Source organism: Leucobacter sp. CX169, from assembly GCF_017161405.1.
Classification (GTDB): Bacteria; Actinomycetota; Actinomycetes; order Actinomycetales; family Microbacteriaceae; genus Cx-87.
Map to the genome: position 1 here is coordinate 1,993,074 of NZ_CP071051.1, position 23,693 is coordinate 2,016,766.

Consider the following 23,693-nt stretch of genomic DNA (forward strand, 5'->3'; position numbering starts at 1 on the left):
GTGTTCCTCGGCCCTGTCGTCCTGCAGTGTGTTCTCGAGGCAGAATATCGTGACGTGAAGCCGAGCCTTGCCTTGCTAGCGTCCGGAGCCCGACTGTGTTTGAGTACTGCCATGTCCACTTCGAGCGCAGCCGCCGACAATTCCTCCTTTCCGCACCCGAACGAACCGCACCGTGGCGGGCTCGCTCAGCGGCTGAACTGGCTGCGCGCGGGCGTGCTCGGCGCAAACGACGGCATCGTCTCGACCGCGGCCACTGTGGTGGGTGTCGCCGGCGCGACCGCGGCATCGGCCCCCATCCTCATCGCGGGGCTCGCGGCCGCGGTCGGCGGAGCCGTCTCGATGGCGCTCGGCGAGTATGTCTCGGTCAGTAGCCAGCGCGACAGCGAACGGGCCCTCATCGCGAAGGAGACGCGCGAGCTCGCCGAGATGCCCGAGCAGGAGCTCGCCGAGCTCGCCGGGCTGTACGAGCAGAAGGGGCTCTCCCCCGCAACCGCGCTTCGGGTGGCCACCGAGCTCACCGAGCAGGACGCCCTCGCCGCGCACCTGTCGATCGAGCTCGGCATCAACCAAGAAGACGTCGTGAGCCCCTGGCACGCCGCCCTCGCCTCGGCGCTCGCGTTCACCCTCGGCGCGATCCTGCCGTTACTCGCGATTCTGTTGCCGCCGCCCGAGTGGCGCGTTCCGGTGACGTTCGTCTCGATGCTCATCGCCCTCGCGCTCACCGGCGCCGTCGCTGCACATATCGGCGGCAGCTCCCGGTCCCGCGCCGCGATCCGCGTCGTCATTGGCGGCGCGCTCGCGCTCTCCGCCACCTATGCGATCGGCGTGTTCCTCGGCACCACCGGCATCGTTTAGCGGGGCCTGCCTCGCAGGATCCTGCCCGCGACGACTCGGCCAAGAACGCCAGCGAGCAGGACGAGCACCCCCACCCCGATTGACGCGGGCGGGAGGGTCACCACGAGCGTCAGGCAGCCGAGCGCGCCGAGCACGGGGAGCACGCGGGGGTATCGACGGTGGGCGCGATCCTGCGTCAGCGCGGACAGGTTCGTAATGAAGTAGTACAGGAGTACGCCGAAGGACGAGAACCCGATGGCGCCGCGGAGGTCCGTGAGCAGGATCATCGCGCACGCCACCAGCGCGAGTGCGAACTCCGCGCGGCGAGGCACGAGGTACCGGGGGTGCACTGCGGCGAGCGCACAGGGAAGATCACCGTTTCGTGCCATCGCGAGGCTCGTTCGCCCCACCCCCGCGATCAGCGCCAGCAGCGCACCGAGGGAGGCCAGTGCGGCGCCGACGCCGACGATCGGAACCGCCCAGCTCGCCCCGCTTGCCGCGGCCAGATCGCCGAGCGGTGTCGCGCTGGCGGCGAGCCCTTCAGCCCCCAGCACCGTGAGTACCAGGAAAGCGATCGCCGCATAGAGCGCCAGCGTGCCCGCCAGGGCCAGCAGGATCGCGCGCGGGATCGTGCGAGCCGGGTCGCGCACTTCTTCGCCCAGGGTCGCGATGCGGGCGTATCCGGCGAAGGCGAAGAAGAGCAGCCCCGCGGACTGCAACACCCCGTACCAGCCGTCGGCGAGCAGTCCCGCCGTGAGCGGGCTCAGCGTGTCACCGTCCGCACCGCGGCTCGCTGCGACCCCGCCCAGCACGATCACTAGCGCCAGGACCGCCAGCACAACAGAGACGATCACCCGGGAGAGCCGCGCGGTACGGGTGATCCCGAGCGAGTTCACCCCTGTGAGCAGCAGGATCGCCGCCACAGCAACAACCTGCTGCCACCCGGCCGGGACCGCGTAGGCGGCAAAGGTCAGCGCCATCGCGGCACAGCTCGCCGTTTTTCCGATCACGAAGCTCCACCCGGCGAGAAACCCGGGCCATTCCCCCAGTCGCTCACGACCGAACGCGTAGGTTCCGCCGGACGTGGGGTACTGCGCGGCGAGCTGCGCCGAGGAAGTCGCATTGCACACTGCGACCATCGCTGCCACCGCGAGACCGATCAGCAGTCCCGCACCGGCGGCGCCTGCAGCCGGCGCGAACACCGCGAAGATGCCGGCGCCAATCATCGAGGCGAGACCGATCGACACGGCGTCAGTGGTGCCGAGGCGACGGGCGAGTGCGGGCGGGTGGGTCATGGGTCAGGTCCTGTCGAGCGGCCGCGGACAACGAAGTCAACCGTGGTGGCGAGCGTGCGCAGGACTATCGTAGGGCGATGCACCGCGTGGCAGCCGTCAGGTTCTTGGGCGCTTGTGCGGGCGTTCAGCCGCTGTTCATTTGGCAGGGCAAATGCAGGCGGAAGCAGAAGCACAACCAGACACCAACGCCGCCCACCCCGAAAACAGGGCGAGCGGCGACAGCGGAGACGGAGGACGACTTAGTCGACGAGAAAGAGGCCCCGTGCCACGGCACGAATCTGCCCCTCGGCACCCATCGCCGATTGCTGCGGGTCGAGCGTCGGCGTCGGCGAGCCGGCCGCACGCCGCATCGCCGCGCGCAGCACCTCGTGCTGTGCGCCGGCTCCCATCGCCCGCTGGGTCTGATCGAGCGCTCGGCTGTCGTATTGTGGGTTCTGTTCGATACTCATTGACACTGCTTCTTTCGGGTGGGTCGAGATGACGGACAGTGGTGCCGGGGTTGCCGCCCCGGCACCACACTTGTTTCTGCGCGCGAACTACTTCGCGAGTGCCGCGCGCAGCGCCTGGCCGAGGTCGGCGTCGACGTTCGTCCAGTACTGGATCGCCCGCTCGCGGATCTCGTCGCTCTGCACGCCGCCAACGGCGCCCGTGATGGTGACGAGGAAGCGAGCCTTCGCTGCGTCATCGAAGACGTCACGGTACAGCGTGCCTGCCTGGCCGAAGTCGCTATCCTCCGCGTGCAGGGCGGCGGCCGAGCGCTGCAGGGCACCGTCACTTTCCCAGCTGCCCTCGCCCGCGGCGGCGGCATCGGCGACCGGCCCGCCGAACGAGTTCGGCGCGTAGACCGGGGCGCTTGCCGACTTGAAGCCGTGACGCGTCGCACCGTCCTGCGAGTAGTTATTGACGGGCGCGACCGGAGCGTTCACCGGCAGCTCGTTGTAATTCGTGCCGACGCGGTAACGCTGGGCATCCGGGTACGAGAACACGCGAGCCAACAGCATCTTGTCGGGGCTGATGTCGATACCGGGCACCGTGTTCGCGGGCGAGAAGGCGGCCTGCTCGATCTGCGCGAAGAAGTTCTCGGGGTTCTGGTTCAGCGTGTGCACGCCCACCTCGATCAGCGGGTAGTCCGCGTGCGGCCAGACCTTCGTGAGGTCGAACGGGTTGAAGCGGTACGTCTTCGCGTCCTCGTACGGCATGACCTGAACCGAGAGCTTCCAGGCGGGGAAATCCCCACGCTCAATGGCCTCGTACAGGTCCCGGCGGTAGTAGTCGGCATCGGCGCCGGCGATCTGCTCGGCTTCCTCGTTCGACATTTCTTCGTTGCCCTGCAGCGCCTCGAAGTGGTACTTCACCCAGAAGCGCTCGCCCGCAGCATTGATCCACTGGTAGGTGTGCGAGCCGAAGCCGGGCATGCTGCGCCACGAGCGCGGCAGGCCACGGTCGCCCATGAGATAGGTCACCTGGTGAGCCGACTCGGGCGAGAGGCTCCAGAAGTCCCACTGCATGTCGGCGTCGCGCAGGCCCGACCCCGGAAGGCGCTTCTGCGAGTGGATGAAGTCAGGGAACTTGATGCCGTCGCGGATAAAGAAGACCGGGGTGTTGTTGCCGACGATGTCGTAGTTGCCCTCGCTCGTGTAGAACTTCACCGAGAAGCCACGCACGTCGCGCCAAGTGTCAGGCGAGCCCTGCTCGCCGGCGACCGACGAGAAGCGCTGCACGGTCTCCGTCGTCGCACCCGGCTGGAACACCGCCGCACGCGTGAACGCCGAAACGTCACCCGTGACAACGAACTCACCGAATGCGCCGCCGCCCTTGGCGTGCACGACGCGCTCGGGAGTGCGTTCACGGGCAAACTGCGCTAGCTTCTCAACGAGGTAGCGGTCATGCAGCGCGATCGCGCCGTCGGTGCCAGCAGCGAGCGAGTGCGCGTCGCTCGCAACCGGGGTACCGGTCTGGGTGGTCGTCGGGTTGGGGTTCGACATAGTGCTCCTTCGATTTTCGGGTACGGGACAAGTCATTGGGCGCGACGAATAACGCCACCGTCGGTGCGGCGCGCATCAGTGCGAGAAAGAGTGCGGGTTGTGGACGATCAGGCGGCGGCCTACGCGGCCGCCTGACATTCGGGGCACAGGCCCCAGAACGTCACTTCGGCGGATTGCACCGCAAACCCAGCCGTCGAGGACGGCACCAGGCAGGGCGCGTGCCCCACGACACAGTCGACGTCAGCAACCGCCCCACAGCTCGTGCACACCAGGTGGTGGTGATTGTCGTCGATGCGTCGCTCATAACGCGCCGCCGAGCCGGCCGGCTCAATCCTGCGCAACAGGCCCGCCCCGGTGAGGTCGGCGAGGATATTGTGCACCGACTGGATCGACGTCGTCGGCAATGCGGCGACGACGTCGCGAAACACTCGCTCGGCGTCGGCGTGCGGGCGCGCATCGAGCGCTCCCAGCACCGCGAGGCGCCCGGCCGTCGCGCGCAGGCCTGCGGCCTGCAGCGTGTCGGCGTAGGTCGTCTCCATACCCACCAGCATAGCTTCTTTTTAGTTATTCACCAAAAGGAACTTCTGGGCCGGGCGCGGCGACGCGTGCTCCTAGCGGAGGCGGTAGCTCAGATCGCGGATGTCGCGGCCCGCAGCCGAGCCCTTGCGCTCGAACACGGTGAGCACGCGACCGTCGAAACGCTCGTCCCACTCCCCCGCGAAATTACGCTCGAAGCCCTCGGCTCCGTCAAGGACGTCACGCATTTGCAGCGCGTACTCCTCCCAATCGGTCGCGAGGCGCAACACGCCACCCGGCTTCAACGCCCGGGCGACGAGTTCCGCGAACTCGGGCGAAATGAGACGCCGCTTGTTATGCCGCGCCTTCGGCCACGGGTCAGAGAAGAACACCCAGAGTTCGTCAATCGACGCCGCGGGAAGCAGACGCTCGAGCACCTCGGGCGCATTCGCCTCGACCACCCGCACGTTATCGAGCCCTGCGCGATGCGCCGAGCCCATGGTGCGCGCAAGGCCCGCGCGGAACACCTCGACCGCGAGGAAGTTCGTGTCGGGACGCTGCTCGGCGGCGTGCACGATCGCGTGCCCCTGCCCCGAACCGATCTCGACGACCAGGCGCGCCTCGCGCCCAAAAAACTCGGCGGGATCGCGCTCTGAGTTTGCTGCGACACTCGTCACCGAACGCCCACGAGGGACGTCAATGCGCATCTCGCCAGACAGGTGGGTCCAGGCCCACTTCTGCCCCTCGGTCAGCCGAGCGCTCCTGCGCACGAACGACAGGATCCCCTCGGGGTACGCCTCATCGGGCGCCTGGGAGGCGGCGTCCTCCGGCTCGACGATTACGGCAGGCTCCGCCTGCGATTCCAGCGAGGCCATCTAGTAGGTCTCGACCGTCGGTGCGCCGAGGCGGCCGGCCTCAGAGGCGGGCATCTCGGCCGCAAGCCGGTTTGCCTCCTCGATGAGCGTCGCCACGATCTCGCTCTCGGGAACGGTCTTAATGACCTCACCCTTCACGAAGATCTGGCCCTTGCCGTTGCCCGAGGCAACGCCGAGGTCGGCCTCGCGGGCCTCGCCCGGGCCGTTGACAACGCAGCCCATGACGGCGACGCGCAGCGGCACGCTCATGCCCTCGAGTCCCTTGGTCACGTCCTCCGCGAGCGTGTACACGTCCACCTGGGCGCGGCCACACGAGGGGCACGACACGATCTCGAGCTTGCGCTCGCGCAGGTTGAGCGACTGCAGAATCTGCAGGCCGACCTTGACCTCTTCCACGGGCGGGGCGGAGAGCGAGACACGAATGGTGTCGCCAATGCCCTCGGAGAGCAGGATCCCAAACGCGGTCGCGCTCTTGATCGTGCCCTGGAATGCCGGCCCGGCCTCGGTCACCCCGAGGTGCAGCGGCCAGTCGCCGCGTTCGGCGAGCTGGCGATACGCCTTCACCATCACGATCGGGTCGTTGTGCTTGACGGAAATTTTGAAGTCGTGGAAGTCGTGCTCCTCGAACAGCGACGCCTCCCAGACAGCGCTCTCAACGAGCGCCTCGGGCGTGGCCTTGCCGTACTTCTGCAGCAGGCGCGGGTCAAGCGAGCCCGCGTTCACGCCGATGCGGATCGAGGTGCCCGCGGCCTTCGCGCGCCGCGCAATCTCGCCGATCTGGTCGTCGAACTTGCGTATGTTTCCCGGGTTCACGCGCACCGCGGCGCACCCGGCGTCAATCGCGGCGTACACGTACGCGGGCTGGAAGTGAATGTCCGCGATCACCGGGATCTGGCTCTTCATCGCGATGATCGGCAGCGCTTCGGCGTCGTCCCGGCTCGGGACCGCGACGCGCACGATGTCGCAACCGGACGCGGTGAGCTCCGCGATCTGTTGCAGAGTCGCGTTGATGTCGGTTGTCGGGGTCGTCGTCATGGACTGGACCGACACTTGAGCGGCGCCGCCCACGAGGACCTTGCCGACCTTGATTTGACGGGACTTGCGCCGAGGTGCGAGAACTTCAGGGACCTTCGGCATTCCGAGATTGATTGCTGCCACGCGCCGAGTCTACCGGCCAACCCTGCGCCTGGGCCGGGCATCACCTGCGGGCACGTCGGGCAGGATCCTGCCGAGGGCGCGCCCCGAGCGCGCCTAACCGAAGAGCGAGACCGGCTTCACGATGTCGGCGTAGATGAGGAGGAGACTCATCGCGCCGAGCAGGATCGTCACCACGAAGGTGATCGGCACCATCTTCGCGGTGTCGACGGGGCCCGGGTCGGGGCGGCCGAAGAGCTTCGCGAGGAAGCGGCGGAGCCCCTCATACAGGGCGCCGGCAATGTGACCGCCGTCGAGCGGCATCAGCGGGATGAGGTTGAACACGAACAGCGCGACGTTCAGCGAGGCGAGCAGGCCGACCATGGCCTGCACCTTCGAGGCGACGGGTGCCTCGTCGAGGCTCACGATCTCCCCCGCGAGACGGCCGACGCCGACGACGCTGATGGGGCCGTCAGCGCTGCGCGCCTCGGTACCGAACGCGGCGTTCCAAATGTCGACCATGCGCTGCGGCAGGTGCAAGATCATGTTGCCGACCTGGGCGACGTTCTCGCCCACATAGCCGGGCACCGCGGAAAGCGGCTGCGAGACGAGCTCGCTCGTGGGAGTCGCGCCGATCATGCCGACCAGCTCGGTCTTCGCCGAGCCGTCCGCGGCCAGCACGGGCTTGCCCGCGGCGTCGTACAGTGCGCGCTCGTTGGCCACCGGGGTGAGCGCGAGGTCCATCGTCTCGCCGTCGCGCACAAATTCGACGTTGATGGTCGACCCGGGCGAGGCGGCAATGGTTTCGCGAAGTGCGTCCCAGGACTGCACCGCGCGGCCGTCGAGCGCCACGATGCGGTCGCCCGGCAAGAGCCCGGCCGCGGCCGCGGGGGCCGCCGGGTCGTCCGGGGCACAGCTTGTGGCCTGGCTGGTGGCGGGCACGAGGCACTCGCTCACACTGCCCAGGGTCGTCGTGTTCTGGGGGATGCCAAACCCGGTGACCAGGATCGCGAAGAACACGAACGCGAGGACCAGGTTCATGAAGGGGCCGCCCAGCATGATCACGATCTTCTTCCAGACCGGCAGCCGGTAGAACGCGCGGTGATCCTCGCCCTCGGCGATCGTGTCGGCGCTCGCCTCGCGCGCCTCGTCGACGAGGGCGGCGATCCGCCCGCGCGCGGGGGCCGGGCTGCCCTCCGTGGCGACGGAATTCAAGAAGCCGGTGGTCGAGGCGCGGGCCGCCTCTCCCGGCTTCTCCGGCGGGTACATTCCCGTCATCGCGACGTAGCCGCCGAGCGGGATCGCCTTGACCCCGTACTCGGTCTCGCCCTTGCGGCGCGAGAAGAGGGTGCGCCCGAAGCCGATCATGTACTGCGTGACCTTCACCCCGAAGAGCTTCGCCGGCAGCAAGTGCCCGATTTCGTGCAGCCCGATCGACACCGCGAGGCCGATCACGATGATGAGGATTCCGAGAATATAGAGCAGCACGTCTTGCACCTGCTCAGGCTAGCGGTGGCGCCTGTGGCGCAGCTACGAAACCCGCGAGAGTTCGAGCTGTGCCCGCGCGCGCGCCCAGCGCTCCGCCTCGGCGAGCGAATCGAGGTTCAGCTCTGCCGGGGCGTCGTGCGCGTCGACGACCCGACGAATCGTGTCTACGATGCCGAGGAACGGGATGCGCCCCGCGTGGAATGCCTCGACCGCCTCCTCGTTGGCCGCGTTGTAGACCGCGGGGAAGGTGCCCCGCGAGCGCCCGACCTCCTTGGCCAGCGCCACAGCCGGGAACGCCTCGTGATCGAGCGGTTCGAAGGTCCAGGCTGTCGCCTTCGACCAGTCGAGCGGGGCACCGACCCCGGGCACGCGCGTCGGCCAGTCCAGCCCCAGCGAGATCGGGAGCCGCATGTCGGGCGGCGACGCCTGCGCGAGCGTCGATCCGTCGATGAACTCGACCATCGAGTGCACGATGGACTGCGGGTGCACCACCACCTCGATGTCGCTGTAGGGCACCCCGAACAGGAGGTGCGCCTCGATCACTTCGAGCCCCTTGTTGACGAGCGTGGCCGAGTTGGTCGTGACCATGCGGCCCATGTCCCAGGTGGGGTGCGCGAGGGCCTGGGCCGGCGTCACCCCGGCAAGTGCCGCGCGGTCCATCCCGCGAAACGGACCCCCCGAGGCGGTAACGACGAGCCGGCGCACCTCGCCCGCGCGTCCCCCGCGCAGCGCCTGCGCGATTGCGGAGTGTTCCGAGTCGACCGGCACGATCTGGCCGGGCTTCGCCATTGCCGTCACGAGGTCGCCGCCCACGATGAGCGACTCTTTGTTCGCGAGCGCGAGCGTGCGGCCCGCCTGCAGAGCCGCGATCGTGGGGCCGAGCCCGATGGACCCGGTGATGCCGTTGAGCACGACATCCGCGTCGACGTCGCGCGCCAGCTGGGCGGCCTCGTCCGCACCGAAGCCCGTGTAGTCGACATTGAACTCGTCGGCCTGTTCCGCGACGCGTTCGCGGTTGCTGCCCGCCGCGAGCGCCACCACCTGGAACCGGTCGGGGTGGCGGCGGATCACGTCAAGCGCTTGCTCGCCGATCGAACCGGTGGACCCCAAAATCGTGACGCGTTTCATGCCGCCATTCAAGCAGAGTGCGCCGATCGCCGCGCTCGCGCGCCGGGAAACGCCGGCGGCGGGCAGGATCCTGCCGGGCGTACGTGCCCACCGGATCCTGCCCGCCGCGACTGCGCCGAGAAGCTCGCGCTACTTGATGGCGAGGATGTCGAGAACGAAGACCATGACGTCGTCCTTCTGGAAACCCTTGCCCTCGAGGCCGGCCGCGCCGTAGCCGCCGTCTTCTGCGGGCACGACGGAGATGATCTGCGAGCCGACCTTCTGTCCCTCGAGCGCCTTCTGGAAGCCGCCGATGACGCCGGTCGTCGCGAAGTCCACGGGGGCCCCGCGGTCCCAGCTCGAGTCGAAGGTCTCGCCCGTGCGCCAGATCACGCCGGTGTAGTGCACGGTGACGTTGTCGCCGGGCTTGACGACTGGGCCGTCACCCTCGATGAGTGTGGCGATCTCCAGCTTCGTGGGGGCCGCCGCGTCCTTCGGGATCGTAATGGTCGGGGCGCCGTCCTCGGCGAGCTTGACCGTGGGGAAACCCTTCGGGGCGGGCTGCTCGGTGCCCTCGGCGCGATCAAGCGCGGGCTCGGCTGCCGGAAGGATGCTCTTCACATCGAACACCAAGACGAGGGAGTCTTCCGAGGTGAGGTCTTCGAAGCCCGACGACTCAGCGCCGTCCGGGCCGAAGATGTCGGTCGCGGGGGCGACGGAGACAACGCGGTCACCGACCGAGGAGCACTTGAGCGAGTCGACGACCCAGGCGGCGGAGATCTCGGGATTGTTCTCGAGCGTCGCTTCCTCGCTCGAGAGCTGCTTCCCGTTCTTGCCGTTGAACACGGTGAAGGTGACCTCGGCGCGATCGCCGTCCTTGAGCTGATCGCCGTCGCCCTCGGTGAGGACGCTCCGCTCGAGCGCTTCAGCCTGCACTGGCGTCTTCGACGTGAGCTCAAGGTCCTCGCCAGCCTTGCCCGTGATCGTGACGCTCTTGCTCGCGCTCCCCTCGGGAGTACAGTCCTGCGGCGCGGCGTCTGCCGAGCAGCCGACGAGGCCGAGGGTCGCGGCAAGCGCGACGGCGGGAAGAACAGCGAGGGAGCGCTTCACGAATAGTCCTTTGCAAGAGTGACAGAGTTGCGGGCCCGCCTGCAACGGCGAACCCGAGTAGGTCGATTCTGTCGGAGATTTCTCGCCATCGCCTGTGTACCGGGCGGGAGAACGCCCGAGTAGGCTCGCTGGGTGCACGATTCTCTGTCAGCGCCCGCCCGCCCAGGCCCCATCTTCTTCATCGGTCGGGCCATTCTGCGCCCGCTCCTGTGGCTGCGCTACCGGCCGGTGGTGCGCGGCGCATCGCACCTTCCGCGCGTAGGCGCCGTGCTGCTGGCAAGCAATCACCTTTCGGCGGTCGACACCATCCTCATCCCGTCCTTTGCCCCGCGCCAAGTGCAGTTCCTCGCGAAGGCGTCGCTCTTTCGCGGCCGGCTCCGCGGCTGGTTCTTCCGCGCAGTTGGAGCGATCCCGGTCCACCGCGAGGCGGGCAGCGCCGCACAGGCCGCGCTGGACTCCGGCCGCGAGGTCCTCGCCGCCGGCAGCGTCTTTGCGGTGTTCCCCGAGGGCAGCCGATCGCCGGACGGCCGACTCTACCGGGGCCGCTCGGGCGCGGCTTGGATGGCGCTCGAGACCGGGGCGACCGTCATCCCGGTGGGGCTCGTCGGAACCAACCGCGCACTGCGGGACCCCGCCACCGGGCGGGCGCCCCGCGTCTCGATGACGTTTGGGGAACCGGTCGATCTGGCCGACCTCGCAGGCCTTCCCGCCGGTCAGGCGAGGCGCGAGGCAACCGAGCGCATCATGCAGGCAATCGCGGCGCTCACCGGGCAGGATAGCGCTGACGAGTACTCGGCTGGCGGCCGCGGCGCGTAGCGCGCTGCGCCGCGCGCACGCTGCCTAGCGCGTCGGCAGCGTGTGCATCGCGTTCGCCGCGTCCGCGTGCTTCGCGCCGGGCGTAGCGGCCGCGCGCTCACCTGCAGGGCGCGCCGCCAACGCGGCGGTGTAGAGCTCCCGCGCGTGCAGGCCCGTCTGCGCCGCGACCTCGCGAGCGGCGTCCTTCATGCGCGTACCTCCCGCGACGAGACGCAGCACGTCCGCGAGCGCGTCGGCCGGAGAGGCCTCCCGCTCGGGCGCGCCGCCCACCACGATCGCAATCTCACCGCGCACGCCCTCGGCCGCCCACTCGGCGAGCTCGCCCAGGCCGCCGCGTTTGACCTCTTCGTGCAGCTTCGTGAGTTCCCGGCAAACGGCGGCGGGACGATCCTGTCCGAAGCCCTCGGCCAGCGCGGCGAGCGCCTCGGCAAGGCGGGTCGGCGCCTCGAAGAAGACCAGCGTGCGGCGTTCATCGGCGAGGGCGGCCACGGCGCGGACCCGCTCCCCTGCCTTGCGTGGCAGAAATCCCTCGAACGCGAACCGGTCGGTCGGGAGTCCCGAGACCGCGAGGGCGGTAATGACGGCGCTCGGGCCGGGGATCGCGCTGACCTGTACTCCGCGCTCGGCGGCGAGCTGCACGACGCGGAAACCCGGATCGGACACCGTCGGCATGCCGGCGTCACTGACGAGCACCACGTCTTCCGTCTCGGCCCGCTCCACAAGTCGCTCGGCGCGTTCGCGCTCGTTGTGCTCGTGCAGCGCGATGAGCTCGGGGCGGTGCTCGATGCCGAGCAGCCGCAGCAACTGGGCGGTCCGCCGGGTGTCTTCGGCGGCGATGACCGCCGCGCTACCCAGGACCTCGCGCAGCCGCGCTGATGCGTCCCCGAGGTTTCCGATCGGAGTTGCCGCAAGGAGAATCATGGTTTCAGCTTACGCCGCCCGCATCCTGGCAGGATGGGGGCATGCCCGATACGCACGAGCCCAGCGACCACGTCACTCCGCCCGCGGTCACGCCGCCCGCCCCGGCCTATGCGCCGCCGCACCCGTACGCGGCTCCCGCGGCTCAACCCGGAAGCGGCCTCGGGATCGCCGCGATGGCGCTCGGCCTCGTATCACTGCTCACCGTCGGCGTCGGCTTCTTCGCCGTCACCCCCATGGGGCTCTTCGCGGCCCTCTTTGGCATCGTCGCCATCGTGCTCGGCATCGTGGCGCTCGTGCGTCGCCAGCGCGCCAAGGCCCCCGCGATCGCGGGCATCGCTTCCGGCGCCATCGGCGTGATCGCCTCGATCGTGCTCGCGGCGTACGTCCTGATGGTCGCGCTCAGCCCCGGATGGACCGGCGGCTTCGACAGCGCCCCGACCGAGACGCACAGTCACGAGTCGGATCCAGAATCGGGCGGATCGAGCGGCCCGCAGTCCTTTACCCCGCTGGACTTCACCGGCGAGTGGCCCGAGAATTATGCCGACGGCGGCATTACCTTCGGCGAGGACTTCGCCCCCGTGCCGTCGAAGGCGCTCACTCCGGGCGACGTCCCCCTCTTGCCCCGTGCCGAGCGCGGCGAGGGACCCGCGGACATCCTCTTGTTCGTCGACTACCGCTGCCCGATCTGCATGAGCTTCGAACAGGCCAACGCCCCGACGCTTGAGTCGGTTATCGAGAGCGGCGCGGCCACCCTGCAGGTGCGCACCCTGACGTTCCTCGATCGCGCTTCCTCCGGCAGCGCGTACTCCTCCCGCGCCGCCGGCGCCCTCGCCTGCATCGCGACCGAGCAGCCGGCCTCGTCCTGGCTCGCCCACACCACGCTGTTGAGCGCCAACGTGCAGCCGCCAGAGAACACCCCAGGCCTTGACGACAAGGAGATCATCGCGGCGATCGAGCAGGAAGCGGGCGCGCTGAGCCCCGCCGCACGCTCGTGCATCACCGACCAGACGTTTGTGCCGTTCGCCCAGGCGTTCACGAACTGGAGCTTCGAAAACCCCGTCCCGAACGCGGTCAACTCGGCACTCATGGTCGAGGGAACCCCGCTCGCGGTCGTCAACGGCGTCCCCTACCAGGGCCCCGTGAACGATCCGGCCGAGTTCCGCGCCTTCCTCGAGGCACAGGGAGTCACGGTCCCGTAACCGCGTCTCCCAGCTCGGGGATTTCCGCGCTGCTAGGCTTGGTCGGCTATGCACTCAACAGACTCGACCGACGCCCACGCCCCACGCCCCGAGAAGGACGATACGGTGATGGCGCACACCGGCTTCGGGTATTTCCCGCTCGCACTGGTGGCGCGCCTGCCCTTCGCGATGATGATCGTCGGAGTGCTCACCCTGGTCGTCGCCGCCCGCGGATCGATCGAGCTGGGCGGTCTGAACTCGGCAATGGTCGGGCTGGGAGCTGCGTGCTTTGGTCCGCTCATCGGGGCAGCCGCGGACCGGTTCGGACAACGTCCGACCCTACTCATCTCCGGCGCGGTCAACAGCGTCGCGCTCGCCTCCCTTGCCTGGGTCGCGTTTAGCCCCGCCGCCGACTGGGTCATGCTGCTGAACGCCTTCGTCATTGGCGCCTCAGCCCCGCAGATCTCGCCGATGTCGCGCTCGCGCCTCGTCATGATCATTTCGGACAAGCTGCCGACCAGCCGTCACGCCAAGGTCCTGAACTCGACGATGGCGTACGAGTCGGCCGCTGACGAGATCATCTTCGTATTCGGCCCGGTCATCGTGGGCCTGCTCGCGACGTTCTTCGGACCGCAGGCGTCCGTGTTTGGCGCAGCGTTGCTCACCCTCATTTTCGTGACCGCCTTCGCGTTGCACCGCACGAGCGCGCTCGCCCAGTCACACGCCGAGCGCGCCGAGACGCTTGCGCCTGCGGCCGAGCTGCGCCGTCCCGCGCTGCTCGTCGTCGTCCTCGGCATCTTCGGCGTCGGCCTCTTCTTCGGCGCGATGTTGACGTCGCTCACGTCGTTCATGCAGGAGCTCGGCGCCCCAGAACGAGCCGGCCTCGTCTACGGGATGATGGGCATCGGCTCGGCCTTGCTCGCCCTCGGCGTCGCGCTCTTCCCGCCGTCATTCACGCGTCGCGCACGCTGGCTCGTTTTCGGCCTGACGCTCCTGGTGGGCACCCTGATCCTGCAGTTCACCGACACGCTGACCGGGATGATCCTGTCGCTGCTCGTCATGGGCCTCGGAATCGGCCCGACGCTGGTGACCCAGTACAGCTTCGGCGCGGACCGCAGCCCGATCGGCCGTTCGGCCACCGTCATGACGATCCTTGGCTCGGCGATCGTCGTCGGCCAGTCCATCTCATCGGCGGTCACTGGCTACCTCGCGGAGGCCTTCGGGTCGGAGAGCGCGCTCCTGATGCCGCTCGTGTCCGCCGCGATCGTGGTCGTCGCCGGCGTCGCCAACTGGTTCCTCACCCCGAGCGGCCGCGAGGCCTCTACCCGCACCGGTTCCATCACTCTGCCGCTGTAGGGCTGATCCTGCCGGGTTCGCCGTCCGTCCCGCGCCGGTGCACCGCAAAGCCGGCGCTTGGCCGGGGCAGGTGCCAGCCAAACCAGTAGGACGCGAGGCGCAGGGCGACCGCAAGCGCGCCGCCGACGAGCGATGCGACAAGGGCTCCCCCGCCCGCCGCGAAGATCAGCACGGCGACGCCCGAGCCGGCCAGCGCCGAGACCGCGTACAGCTCGCGCGTGAGCACCGCGGGCACGTCGTTCACGAGGACGTCTCGAATCACGCCGCCGCCGATCGCGGTGAGCGCTCCCAGCAGGATCGCGGTGAGCGGCGGCTGCCCCAGCGCGGCGGCGATGACCGCGCCGTTGGCCGAAAACAGCCCGAGGCCGAATGCGTCAAAGATGACCTCGAACGACCGGATTCGGCTGATGCTCGGGTGAAAGACGAAGACGGCGAGCGAGCCGGCGACGGCCACCGCGAGATTCGGCCAGGACACGAACGCGATGGGCGGGTGCACTCCGAGCAGCAAGTCCCGCAGGATCCCACCGCCGAGGCCCGTCGCGGCGCCCACCACCACGACGCCAAGGAGGTCGAGGTCGCGTCGCACCCCGACGAGGGCGCCCGAAATCGCGAACGCTAAAATTCCGGCGAGCGACAGTGCTTCATGGATGATCTCTCCCACGCGTTGATCCTATCCGCGCGGGCGTTCGTGGCCCACGGCGCACCACGGCGGATCCTGCCCGTCGGCCCAGAAAGCGCGCGCCCTCAGCGAACTCGCCACCGCCGCCCCGGCCGAAATGGGAGGATGGGGACATGACTTCTCACCCCGATCTGAGCACCGCCGCGCTCACTGCGAGCGACGTGACGGCGCTTCGGGCGCTCTTTCCCATCCTGGACCGCCCGGCCCAGCCCGGCGCGCCCAGCGACGCCTACCTGGACTGGGCTGCGACCGGACAGCGCCCCGCACGTGTCGTGGAGGCGGAACGGGACTTCCTGTTCACGCAGAACGCCGCCGTGCACCGCGGAGCATCGATGATGACCGGGCACGCCACCGAGGCATTCGAGGGCGCTCGCGAACGCGTCGCCCGCTTCGTGGGCCGCTCCCCCGACGAGATCGTGTGGGCGGAGAACGCGACCGACGCGCTGAACCTGGTCGCCGGCGGGATCGCCGAGGCGAGCGCGGCCTTCGCTGGAGCGTCGGCGGCAGAGGGCCCGTCCGCGGCAGCCTCGCTCGGGGTCCCGGGATCGGACCGGCTCGCGATCGGCGCGGGCGACGAGATCCTGGTCACCGAGGCGGAACACCACGCGAATCTCATCCCCTGGCAGCGCCTGGCGGCACGCACGGGAGCGACGCTTCGCTTCATCCCGGTGCGCGAGGACGGCACGTGGACACTCGACGACGCCCGCGCAGCGTTGAACGCACGCACCCGTGTGTTCGCGTTCGGGCACGTCTCGAACGTGACCGGGTATGTCGCCCCCGTCGCCGAACTCGTTGCGCTCGCGCAGGCGCACGGCACCATCACGGTGCTCGACGCCTGCCAGTCAGTGCCGCACCTCCCCGTCGACCTGGGCGCGCTCGGCGTTGATTTTGCCGCGTTCTCGGGCCACAAGATGCTCGGCCCGTACGGACTCGGCGTGCTCGCCGGCCGCGCCGAGATGCTCGCCGCGCTGCCCCCCGCGCGCACCGGCGGCTCGACCATCACGACGGTCACGATGGAGCGCGCGGAGTTCCTCCCGCCGCCCATGCGCTTCGAGGCCGGCACTCAGCCGGTCTCGCAGGTGATCGGCCTCGGCGCCGCTGTCGACCTGCTCGATGAGGTCGGCATGCATCGCGTCGCCGCCCACGAGCACGCGCTGGTCACCCGGCTCGTCGAGGGGCTCAGCGAGCTGCCAGGCGTGCGCCTGCTCGGCCCGAGCGACCCCGCCAAGCGTGTTGCGCTCACCGCGATCGATATCGAGGGAGTGCACGCGCACGATGCCGGGCAGTTCCTCGACGAGCAGGGCATCAGCGTGCGCGTCGGCCACCACTGTGCTCAGCCGCTGCACCGGGCGCTCGGTGTGACCGCGAGCGTGCGCGCGAGCGTCCACCTCACCACCACGGCCGACGAGGTCGACCGGTTCCTCGCCGCGGTGCGCGGGGCTCAGGAATACTTCGGCGTGCTCCCCGCGGGCGCCGCCCACACTGCGGAGGTTGCCCGATGAGCGCGCTCGATAGCCTGTACCAGCAGCTGATCCTCGACCACTCCCGGCGGCCGATCGGGAAGCGCGAGCTGACCGAGGCGCCCGGTGCACTCACCGCGAGTCACCACGAGCTGAACCCGAGCTGCGGGGACGAGATCACCCTGTCGATCGCGGTCGACCCCGCCTCCGGCGAAGTCGTCGACCTCGCCTGGGAGGGCGCGGGGTGTTCAATCTCAATGGCCTCGGCATCGGTGCTCAGCCAGCTTGTCCGGGACACCCCCGCACTGACGGTGGCCGACGCGCACGCGCTCATCGCCGCATTCCGCGAGATGATCCAGTCGCGTGGGAACACCGAGTTTGAGCCCGACGAGGACCTGCTGGGCGACGCCGTCGCGTTCCAGGGCGTCTCGAAGTTCGTCATGCGCATCAAGTGCGCCATGCTCGCGTGGGTCGCGCTCGAGGCCGACCTCAAGAAGGTCGGCTAGGGCCGGAATGAGCGGCAACAGTCCGGCCGAGCCTCATGGCTCGACCGGACTGTTGCGTTTCTAGACCGTGGCGAGCTGCGCACGACGGGCGTGCAGCTCGTCGAACGTCGGGAAGGCCTCGGCGATCGGGTTGCCCGTGAAGTGGCCGATCCAGCCGTCATCGTCATGGAAGAAGCGGATCGAAACGAACTCGGGGCTCGTGCCCATGTCGAACCAGTGCGTCGTGTTCGCCGGCACCGACACCAGGTCTCCGGTCTCGCAGTACAGCGCGTAGACCTTCCCGCCCACGTGCAGGTAGAAGACGCCGGCGCCCTTCGCGAAGTAGCGGTCCTCATCGTCGTCGTGCTGGTGCTCGGAGAGGAACTTCTCGCGCGAGACGGTCTTCACCTCGTCGTAGTTCTCCTGCTCGGGAGTCAGCCCGACGATGTCGACGAGCGTGTAGCCCTCGCTCTGCTTGACCGCCTCGATCTCGTCGGCGTACAGGCTCAGCGCCTCGTCGAGGGTGGCGGTATCGTCGAGATCCTTGATCTCCCAGCGCGAGAAGCGCGCACCCAGCTCAGCGAGCGCCTCACGAATCTCGGCCTCGTCGGTGCTCTCAAGCACGGGCGTTGCGGCATCGGTTTCATTCCAGACCGTGAGCAGTGTCATGGTGGCTCCTTTTCCTGTGGCGTTCTCTGTCGTTGTTGGGCGCGCGTGTCGCGCGGTGTCGAAGGGGCGAGCTAGCGACTCGCGATGGCGTAGCGCAACAGCCACTCGGCGATCTCGAGGTGGCGCCGGGCCGAGGGGATGTCCTTGCCCCACGCGTACATGCCGTGGCCGGCGATGATGAGCACGGGCACCTCCGGCGTCTGGGCCGTCGCGCGCTGATACACCTCGTCGAAGCGCGCAGCCTCCACGCGCATGTCCTGGTGATTCGGGATCACCGGGATGCTCACCGTCGCGTCGTGCGCCGGGTGGCCGATGCCCTTGAGCATCTCGAGATCGCGAAACTCGACGCCGTCGGGCCAGCGGTCCCCCGCGATGACCGGGTCAATCGCGTGCACGTGGAAGATCGCCTGGGCGCCGGTCCGTGCGGCGATGTGGGCGTGCAAACCCGCCTCCGCCGACGGCGGGCGCGGGTCGTTCACATCGACCGCCTGCCCGTCGGCGTCGATGAGCACGACGTCGCGCTCGGTGAGCTCCGACTTGTCGAGCCCGGACGCCGTCACGGCGAGCAGCAGCGGCTCGCGGTCGAGCACGATCGAGAGGTTGCCCGAGGTGCCACGCATCCAGCCATAGCCCGAGAACCGGGCCGCCTCAGCGGCGAGGATGCGGCCGCCCTCACGAACCTTCGCATCGGAAATACGCTCAGCGAGCAGCGTGGTCATGCGGTCACCTCAATCTGGTCGAAACGGGAAACGGCGGGCGCCGGGAACTCCGCGCCAGCCCAGGGCTCACCCACCCGATCAAGCGCGACGGACTGCCAGCCGGCGCTCAGCGCGGCGGCCACTTCGTCGGGGTGATCGGTGAGGAAGACAATTCTGGCGGGCTCGGCGCCCAGCGCCTCCGCGATCCTGAGATATGACGCTGGCTCTTTCTTCGGTCCGGCGTTCACGGTGTCAAACCAGGCCTCGACCAAGCCGGAGAGATCGCCCTGCGGCGCGTGGCGGAACCAGGGCTGCTGAGAGGCAACCGAACCAGAGGAGTACACGGCGACCCGAGTGCCCTGCTCGTGCCACTGCCGAAGCTTCGGCGGCACGTCGTCGAAGAAGTGCGAGGTGATCGCCGAGGCGGCAAAGCCCTCTGCCCAGATGATCCCCTGGATGGTCTTCAGGGGGGTGGACTTCACGTCCGCCTCCATGAGCCCGCGCAAGGCGTCGGCGATCTCGGAGTCTGTCGCGTTCGCGCTGAGCCCGGCGTCAACGATCGCTTGCGCCCGGGCAGCGCGCACGATGTCGTCGTCTCGCCCGAGCACTGCTTCGAGGCGGGGCCGCGCGTAGTCGTAGAGGTCGCCGAGGATGAATCCGGCCGCGCTCGTGGTCCCCTCAAGGTCGACGACGACAACGTCTGCGTGCACGGTGATCGGGGCAGTCATGCGTCCTCCGGGTCGGGGTGTGGAACCTCGTCAAAGTAGCACCGCGAGTACGTCGGTGACGCGAGCATTACGCTCTGTTGCACGCCTTCCCCTGGACGCCCTGCCCGCAAGGCAGCGCACCCTACGATGGGATCGTGAATCTCAGATGGCAGTCCGTCGCGTCCGCTACCGGTTTGGCATCCGCCGACGGCACCACGCGCCCCACGATCTTTGCGGAGATGACCGCGCTCGCCACGCGGCACCGAGCCGCAAATCTCGGACAGGGATTCCCCGACGCCGACGGGCCCGAGTGGATCCGCGACATCGCGGCGCAGGCGATCATGGACGGCGCGAACCAGTATCCGCCCGGACGGGGCATTCCCGAGCTGCGTCGCGCCATCGCCGGCCACCAGCAACGCCATTACGGCATCGAGCTGGATCCGGAAACCGAAGTGCTCGTCACCGCCGGGGCGACCGAGGCGCTCGCGGCGGCAATCCTCGCGCTTGCCGGCCCGGGCGACGAGGTCGTCACGCTCGAGCCCTTTTACGACTCGCACGCCGCCGCGATCGCGATGGCGGGGGCGACGCACGTCACCGTCCCCCTCGTGCCCGACTCGACCGGGTTTCGGCTCGATGCCGCGGCGCTGGAGGCGGCGATCAGCGAGCGCACGCGCCTGATCTTGGTGAACACCCCGCACAACCCGACCGGCACGGTGCTCACCCGCGCCGAGCTCGAACTCATCGCCGCTGCCGCTACGCGCGCCGACGCGATCGTAATGACCGACGAGGTCTATGAGCACCTCACGTTCGACGGGCTCAGCCACGTTCCGCTCGCGACGCTGCCCGGCATGGCGGAGCGCACGCTCACGATCTCGTCCGCGGGGAAGACGTTCTCCCTCACCGGCTGGAAGATCGGCTGGGTCTCGGGGCCCGCGCGCCTCATCGAGGCTGTCCTCGCGATCAAGCAGTTCCTGACGTACTCGGGCGGGGCACCCTTCCAGCCCGCGATCGCCCGCGCGCTCAGCGATGGCGACGACGACGTGCGCGAGCTGCGGGACGCGCTCGCTCACCGCCGCGACGTTTTGTTGGAGGGACTGCGGGCGGCGGGCTTCGACGTCGTGGTGCCGGGCGGCACCTATTTCGTGTGCGCCGACGCGACCCCGTTCTTCACCGCCGAGATCACCGACGGCGCCGCGTTTGCGCGCGCGCTGCCCGAGCTCGTGGGCGTCGCGTGCGTGCCGGTGTCGGCGTTCTGCGCGGAGGGGTCAGCGACCGCCGCTGCCCTCGCGTCCTGGGTGCGCTTCACCTTCGTCAAGGAGGAGTCGACGCTCAGGGACGCGATCGAGCGGCTGCAGGGGCTCCGGTAGGAGGTGCCGGGCGGTGCCTGATGCGTCCCTTCCGAAAATGCACCCTTCCGACAGGGTGTATCGCCCCAACACCCTGTCGGAAGGGTGCATTTTGCCCTAGGACCCACCACGCTCGGCGATGATCCTGCGAAGTCGCGTGGTGAATTCGCCGAAATCAGGAAGATCTCGAGCCGTCGCGCGCACGACGCGCCAGCCCGCATCGGTCATGAGCTCCCATCGCTCCACGTCGCGCCTGGCTCGACCCAGGTCGGTGAAGTGCACCCCTCCCTCATATTCGCCGGCGATCTTCCACTGCGGAAACCCGATGTCAGAGTGGAGTTCAATTGGGCCGTTTCGCCCAGCCACCATCACCGGGCACGAAAGGACCGGCGCTGGGAGGCCCGCTCGGTGCATGGCGAAGCGCATCAGCGACTCAGGCCGGGAATCCACGGGTGACCGCAGCAACTCAATCGCCTCGCGTCGCTCTGGCGCACCGGGAGTCCCCCGGAAACGCTGCTCGCTCTCCCGCAAGTCCGCAATCGTTGCGAGAGGTACCCGCGGTCTTCCCACCCTTCCCGACAAGAGAAAATCCCCTACGGCCACCAGCTCACCGAGCGAGATTACGGGGGCGAGCACACACCACACATCCGCTGGCATGGGCACCGGCAGACCATACCGCTGTCCCGTCCGCAGGATCCCACTCGAAATCTCGTGCCCGCGGACGTTCCGTCTGCGCGGTGCATGACGCGGTCGAACCGCCCCCACTTCGATCGCGCCGTTTGGAGCGTCTGGCACCGGGATCCCCCACAGCGCCGCCGCCGAGCGCCGCGTGAAGAACCAGCCGGGGCGCATCAGCGGCCCAAATGCCAGGCAGCGGTCCACCATCGAGTCCGGGTCATACGCGGTCGAGGGAAGCAACACCGACCCACGGAAGGCGCGCTCGATGCCAGAGGCGGCAAGCCTCGACCGCGTCACCCCCATCGCGCGCAATTGATCCGGGCGCAACGCAAGCCCCGGGCCGCCGTGCGGCATCCACGACTGACGCGACATGCGCCGATCCTGAGCCACAAAGCGTGACCCGGGGTCCGCAGCCCGAGAACTGTGCACAACTCCCCAGCGAGCCCCGCCTGTGAACGGGGCATCGTTCCTAACTCGTCACGAGCAGTATCGCGAGCGCGACCACGAGCAGCGCCTGCAGCCCCGCGAGCGAGGCGAGAAACAGGGTCCGTCGATGATCGGTCGCGAGGAACATCCGGAAGATCCACACCATCCCGTAGAGCAGGATCGACACCGCGATCGCCCCGGCCGCGAGCGCCTCGTTGAAGGGAATCAGGGTGAAGCCGAGCGCCAAAGTAACGATCCATAGAATGGTCGATGCGACGACCCAGCGCCGCGTCTGGGCCACGTGCATCGTGTGCTGCAGGTGCGGCAGCCGACCGGGATCGCTCTCGCCGAAGTACGGATTCTCGGTGCCCGCCTCCGCTCGTCGTTCGGCGTCGGCGTCGAGGTGGTTCATGGGGTCAAGTACTGGCCGCCCCGGGATTTGGACATCCTCCAGCCGCGCTCCGCCCGCATCGTGCGGCATGGTCCCGAGACGGGGCTTGCGTTCGATGGTGTTCATGATGACTCGCCTCCTCGTACGAGGGATCGCGTCGTCGCACCAGGCGTCGGGGAGGGGGAATCAGCCCACGAGGGGTCGTCCCGAGCGCCGTCAGTTGACGGCGCGGTCCGTACTTTGAGCGTACGCTCGCCCCCTCCCGAGAGCAATGGACGAGGGCTGTGAACGCAGCCATACTCCCAGCAGGATCCTGCCGATCGCGGGCGACCTACAAGTCCCCGATGGGCTCCTTCGGGAGCTTGCGCACCCGCGCCCGGCGGCGCCGGCGCTCAGGAATCATGGTGCGCATTTCCTCGAGCTTGCCGAAGCACAGCAGACGGTCCTCCGCCTCGAGGCGTTCGTGCTTGCGAGGGTTCGGGATGACCTGGGTGCCGCGGTGCAGGGTGAGGACGGTGATGTCCCGTTCCCACAGCCCGGACTCGCCGAGGGTCTTCCCGACGAGGTCCGCGCTCGCGTGCACGAGCAGCTCGGCGACGCCGTAGCCCGTCGAGATGCTGAGTCGCTGGCGCACATCGATCTCGGGGAAGGCGACCTGGTTCGCGATGAAGTCAATGATCGCCCCAGCGACGTCGAGCTTGGTCGCGGTCTCGATGCCCTGCAGTCCCGGCGAGGAGTTGACCTCCATGACGAGCGGCCCGTCGTCGCCCTCGAGCATGTCGACGCCCGCGACGCGCAGCCCCATGATCTGGGCGGAACGCACGGCGGCGGCCTCGTAGGCCGGGTCGAGCTCGACCGGTTCGACGGTCCCGCCCCGGTGCACGTTCGAGCGGAATTCGTCGCCGCTCGCGATGCGGCGCATGGCCGCCACGACGCGGTCGCCGACGACCAACGCCCGGATGTCGCGGCCGCGACTCTCGGCGATGAAGCGCTGAATGAGGACGTTCTGCTGGGTCGAGTGCAGCGTCTCGATGATCGCCTCGGCGACCTTCACCTGCGGGGCGAGAATCACCCCGATGCCCTGCGTTCCCTCGAGCAGCTTGATGACCACGGGCGCGCCGCCGACACTCTCGATCGCGGGGCGCACGTCGGCGCGATTGCGCACAAAAGTCGTCGCGGGCATGCCGATGTTGTGGCGCGACAGAATCTGATTGGCCCGGAGCTTGTCGCGGGCGTTCGCGATGCCGTTCGAGGTATTGGGCGTGTACACGTCCATCTGTTCGAACTGGCGCACGACGGCGGTGCCGAAGTACGTGATCGAGGCGCCGATACGCGGCAGGATCGCGTCGTAGTCGCTGAGCTGTTTCCCGCGATATTGCAAGTCGGGCTGGTCAGCGGAGAGGTCGATACCGAACCGCAGAGTATTCAGCACCTTTACGTTGTGCCCTCGCTGGAGGGCAGCAGAACGGAGCCGCTGAGTGGAGTACGCGTGCGGGGCGCGCGAGAGAATCGCGAGTTTCACGTGATGATCCTGCCAAG

24 protein-coding genes are annotated in these 23,693 nt (G+C 68.8%); 7 read left to right on the plus strand and 17 right to left on the minus strand.

Annotated features, from left to right (window positions below):
- Window positions 1–111: 111 nt before the first annotated feature.
- Entirely contained in the window at window positions 112–855 is a 744-nt protein-coding gene (locus tag JW030_RS09080; RefSeq protein WP_188044217.1) for a VIT family protein, read from the plus strand.
- Here JW030_RS09080 and JW030_RS09085 read toward each other — a convergent pair.
- The 9 genes from JW030_RS09085 to JW030_RS09125 all read right to left on the minus strand — a co-directional run bounded on the left by JW030_RS09085 (window position 852) and on the right by JW030_RS09125 (window position 10,344).
- Window positions 852–2,129 (minus strand): APC family permease, encoded by a 1,278-nt coding sequence (locus tag JW030_RS09085; protein WP_188044218.1) that lies wholly within the window; start codon window positions 2,127–2,129, stop codon window positions 852–854. The genes JW030_RS09080 and JW030_RS09085 overlap by 4 nt on opposite strands.
- Before the next feature lie 239 nt (window positions 2,130–2,368).
- Window positions 2,369–2,578 (minus strand): hypothetical protein, encoded by a 210-nt coding sequence (locus JW030_RS09090; RefSeq protein WP_188044219.1) that lies wholly within the window; start codon window positions 2,576–2,578, stop codon window positions 2,369–2,371.
- 87 nt (window positions 2,579–2,665) lie between these two features.
- Window positions 2,666–4,114 (minus strand): catalase, encoded by a 1,449-nt coding sequence (locus tag JW030_RS09095; protein ID WP_188044220.1) that lies wholly within the window; start codon window positions 4,112–4,114, stop codon window positions 2,666–2,668.
- Between the two features lie 119 nt (window positions 4,115–4,233).
- Window positions 4,234–4,653, minus strand: coding sequence for a Fur family transcriptional regulator (locus tag JW030_RS09100; protein WP_188044221.1), 420 nt, complete (start codon window positions 4,651–4,653; stop codon window positions 4,234–4,236).
- 72 nt (window positions 4,654–4,725) lie between these two features.
- Entirely contained in the window at window positions 4,726–5,505 is a 780-nt protein-coding gene (trmB, locus tag JW030_RS09105; protein WP_188044222.1) for a tRNA (guanosine(46)-N7)-methyltransferase TrmB, read from the minus strand.
- Window positions 5,506–6,663 carry a flavodoxin-dependent (E)-4-hydroxy-3-methylbut-2-enyl-diphosphate synthase gene (gene ispG / locus JW030_RS09110; RefSeq protein WP_188044223.1) on the minus strand — a complete coding sequence of 386 codons (1,158 nt, stop codon included), beginning with the start codon at window positions 6,661–6,663 and terminating at the stop codon, window positions 5,506–5,508.
- Window positions 6,664–6,756: 93 nt separating this feature from the next.
- Window positions 6,757–8,136 (minus strand): RIP metalloprotease, encoded by a 1,380-nt coding sequence (locus JW030_RS09115; RefSeq protein ID WP_188044224.1) that lies wholly within the window; start codon window positions 8,134–8,136, stop codon window positions 6,757–6,759.
- 33 nt (window positions 8,137–8,169) lie between these two features.
- Window positions 8,170–9,255: a 1-deoxy-D-xylulose-5-phosphate reductoisomerase gene (dxr, locus tag JW030_RS09120; RefSeq protein WP_188044225.1), complete on the minus strand. Its 1,086-nt coding sequence runs from the start codon at window positions 9,253–9,255 to the stop codon at window positions 8,170–8,172.
- Window positions 9,256–9,384: 129 nt separating this feature from the next.
- Window positions 9,385–10,344, minus strand: a complete 960-nt coding sequence (locus JW030_RS09125; RefSeq protein ID WP_188044226.1) for an FKBP-type peptidyl-prolyl cis-trans isomerase — start codon at window positions 10,342–10,344, stop codon at window positions 9,385–9,387.
- A 132-nt stretch (window positions 10,345–10,476) separates the two neighbouring features.
- Here JW030_RS09125 and JW030_RS09130 point away from each other — a divergent pair, with 132 nt between their 5' ends.
- Window positions 10,477–11,160 (plus strand): 1-acyl-sn-glycerol-3-phosphate acyltransferase, encoded by a 684-nt coding sequence (locus tag JW030_RS09130; protein WP_188044227.1) that lies wholly within the window; start codon window positions 10,477–10,479, stop codon window positions 11,158–11,160.
- Between the two features lie 24 nt (window positions 11,161–11,184).
- Here JW030_RS09130 and rsmI read toward each other — a convergent pair whose 3' ends face one another.
- Entirely contained in the window at window positions 11,185–12,081 is an 897-nt protein-coding gene (gene rsmI / locus JW030_RS09135; RefSeq protein WP_188044228.1) for a 16S rRNA (cytidine(1402)-2'-O)-methyltransferase, read from the minus strand.
- 41 nt (window positions 12,082–12,122) lie between these two features.
- Between rsmI and JW030_RS09140 the strand changes: the two genes are divergently transcribed.
- On the plus strand, window positions 12,123–13,280 hold the full coding sequence (locus JW030_RS09140; RefSeq protein ID WP_188044229.1) for a thioredoxin domain-containing protein: 1,158 nt from the start codon (window positions 12,123–12,125) through the stop codon (window positions 13,278–13,280).
- 48 nt (window positions 13,281–13,328) lie between these two features.
- Complete coding sequence (locus JW030_RS09145; RefSeq protein ID WP_188044230.1) at window positions 13,329–14,615, plus strand: MFS transporter; 1,287 nt, start codon at window positions 13,329–13,331, stop codon at window positions 14,613–14,615.
- Here JW030_RS09145 and JW030_RS09150 read toward each other — a convergent pair.
- Window positions 14,599–15,276 (minus strand): trimeric intracellular cation channel family protein, encoded by a 678-nt coding sequence (locus JW030_RS09150; RefSeq protein ID WP_206348543.1) that lies wholly within the window; start codon window positions 15,274–15,276, stop codon window positions 14,599–14,601. The two genes, JW030_RS09145 and JW030_RS09150, sit on opposite strands and share 17 nt — an antisense overlap.
- Before the next feature lie 131 nt (window positions 15,277–15,407).
- Between JW030_RS09150 and JW030_RS09155 the strand changes: the two genes are divergently transcribed.
- Window positions 15,408–16,796 carry an aminotransferase class V-fold PLP-dependent enzyme gene (locus JW030_RS09155; protein WP_188044231.1) on the plus strand — a complete coding sequence of 463 codons (1,389 nt, stop codon included), beginning with the start codon at window positions 15,408–15,410 and terminating at the stop codon, window positions 16,794–16,796.
- A complete protein-coding gene (gene sufU / locus JW030_RS09160; protein ID WP_188044232.1) occupies window positions 16,793–17,260 on the plus strand; it encodes a Fe-S cluster assembly sulfur transfer protein SufU in 468 nt (155 codons plus the stop codon). Before JW030_RS09155 ends, sufU begins: the two co-directional genes overlap by 4 nt.
- Before the next feature lie 60 nt (window positions 17,261–17,320).
- On the opposite strand, the gene JW030_RS09165 is transcribed toward sufU, so the two are convergent.
- The 3 genes from JW030_RS09165 to mtnC form a co-directional block, all read right to left on the minus strand.
- A complete protein-coding gene (locus JW030_RS09165; protein WP_188044233.1) occupies window positions 17,321–17,908 on the minus strand; it encodes an acireductone dioxygenase in 588 nt (195 codons plus the stop codon).
- A 71-nt stretch (window positions 17,909–17,979) separates the two neighbouring features.
- Window positions 17,980–18,627: a methylthioribulose 1-phosphate dehydratase gene (mtnB, locus tag JW030_RS09170; protein ID WP_188044234.1), complete on the minus strand. Its 648-nt coding sequence runs from the start codon at window positions 18,625–18,627 to the stop codon at window positions 17,980–17,982.
- The gene (gene mtnC / locus JW030_RS09175; RefSeq protein WP_188044235.1) at window positions 18,624–19,334 is read right to left on the minus strand and encodes an acireductone synthase; all 711 of its coding nucleotides are present in this window, start codon (window positions 19,332–19,334) and stop codon (window positions 18,624–18,626) included. The genes mtnB and mtnC overlap by 4 nt, the downstream gene beginning before the upstream one ends.
- A gap of 134 nt (window positions 19,335–19,468) precedes the next feature.
- Between mtnC and JW030_RS09180 the strand changes: the two genes are divergently transcribed.
- The gene (locus tag JW030_RS09180) at window positions 19,469–20,680 is read left to right on the plus strand and encodes a pyridoxal phosphate-dependent aminotransferase (RefSeq protein ID WP_241095401.1); all 1,212 of its coding nucleotides are present in this window, start codon (window positions 19,469–19,471) and stop codon (window positions 20,678–20,680) included.
- A gap of 96 nt (window positions 20,681–20,776) precedes the next feature.
- On the opposite strand, the gene JW030_RS09185 is transcribed toward JW030_RS09180, so the two are convergent.
- From JW030_RS09185 to JW030_RS09195, 3 genes are all read right to left on the minus strand, one after another.
- Window positions 20,777–21,709, minus strand: coding sequence for a hypothetical protein (locus tag JW030_RS09185; RefSeq protein ID WP_188044236.1), 933 nt, complete (start codon window positions 21,707–21,709; stop codon window positions 20,777–20,779).
- Window positions 21,710–21,806: 97 nt separating this feature from the next.
- Complete coding sequence (locus tag JW030_RS09190) at window positions 21,807–22,280, minus strand: hypothetical protein (RefSeq protein WP_188044237.1); 474 nt, start codon at window positions 22,278–22,280, stop codon at window positions 21,807–21,809.
- Between the two features lie 205 nt (window positions 22,281–22,485).
- The gene (locus JW030_RS09195) at window positions 22,486–23,676 is read right to left on the minus strand and encodes a RimK family alpha-L-glutamate ligase (protein ID WP_188044238.1); all 1,191 of its coding nucleotides are present in this window, start codon (window positions 23,674–23,676) and stop codon (window positions 22,486–22,488) included.
- Window positions 23,677–23,693: the final 17 nt, after the last annotated feature.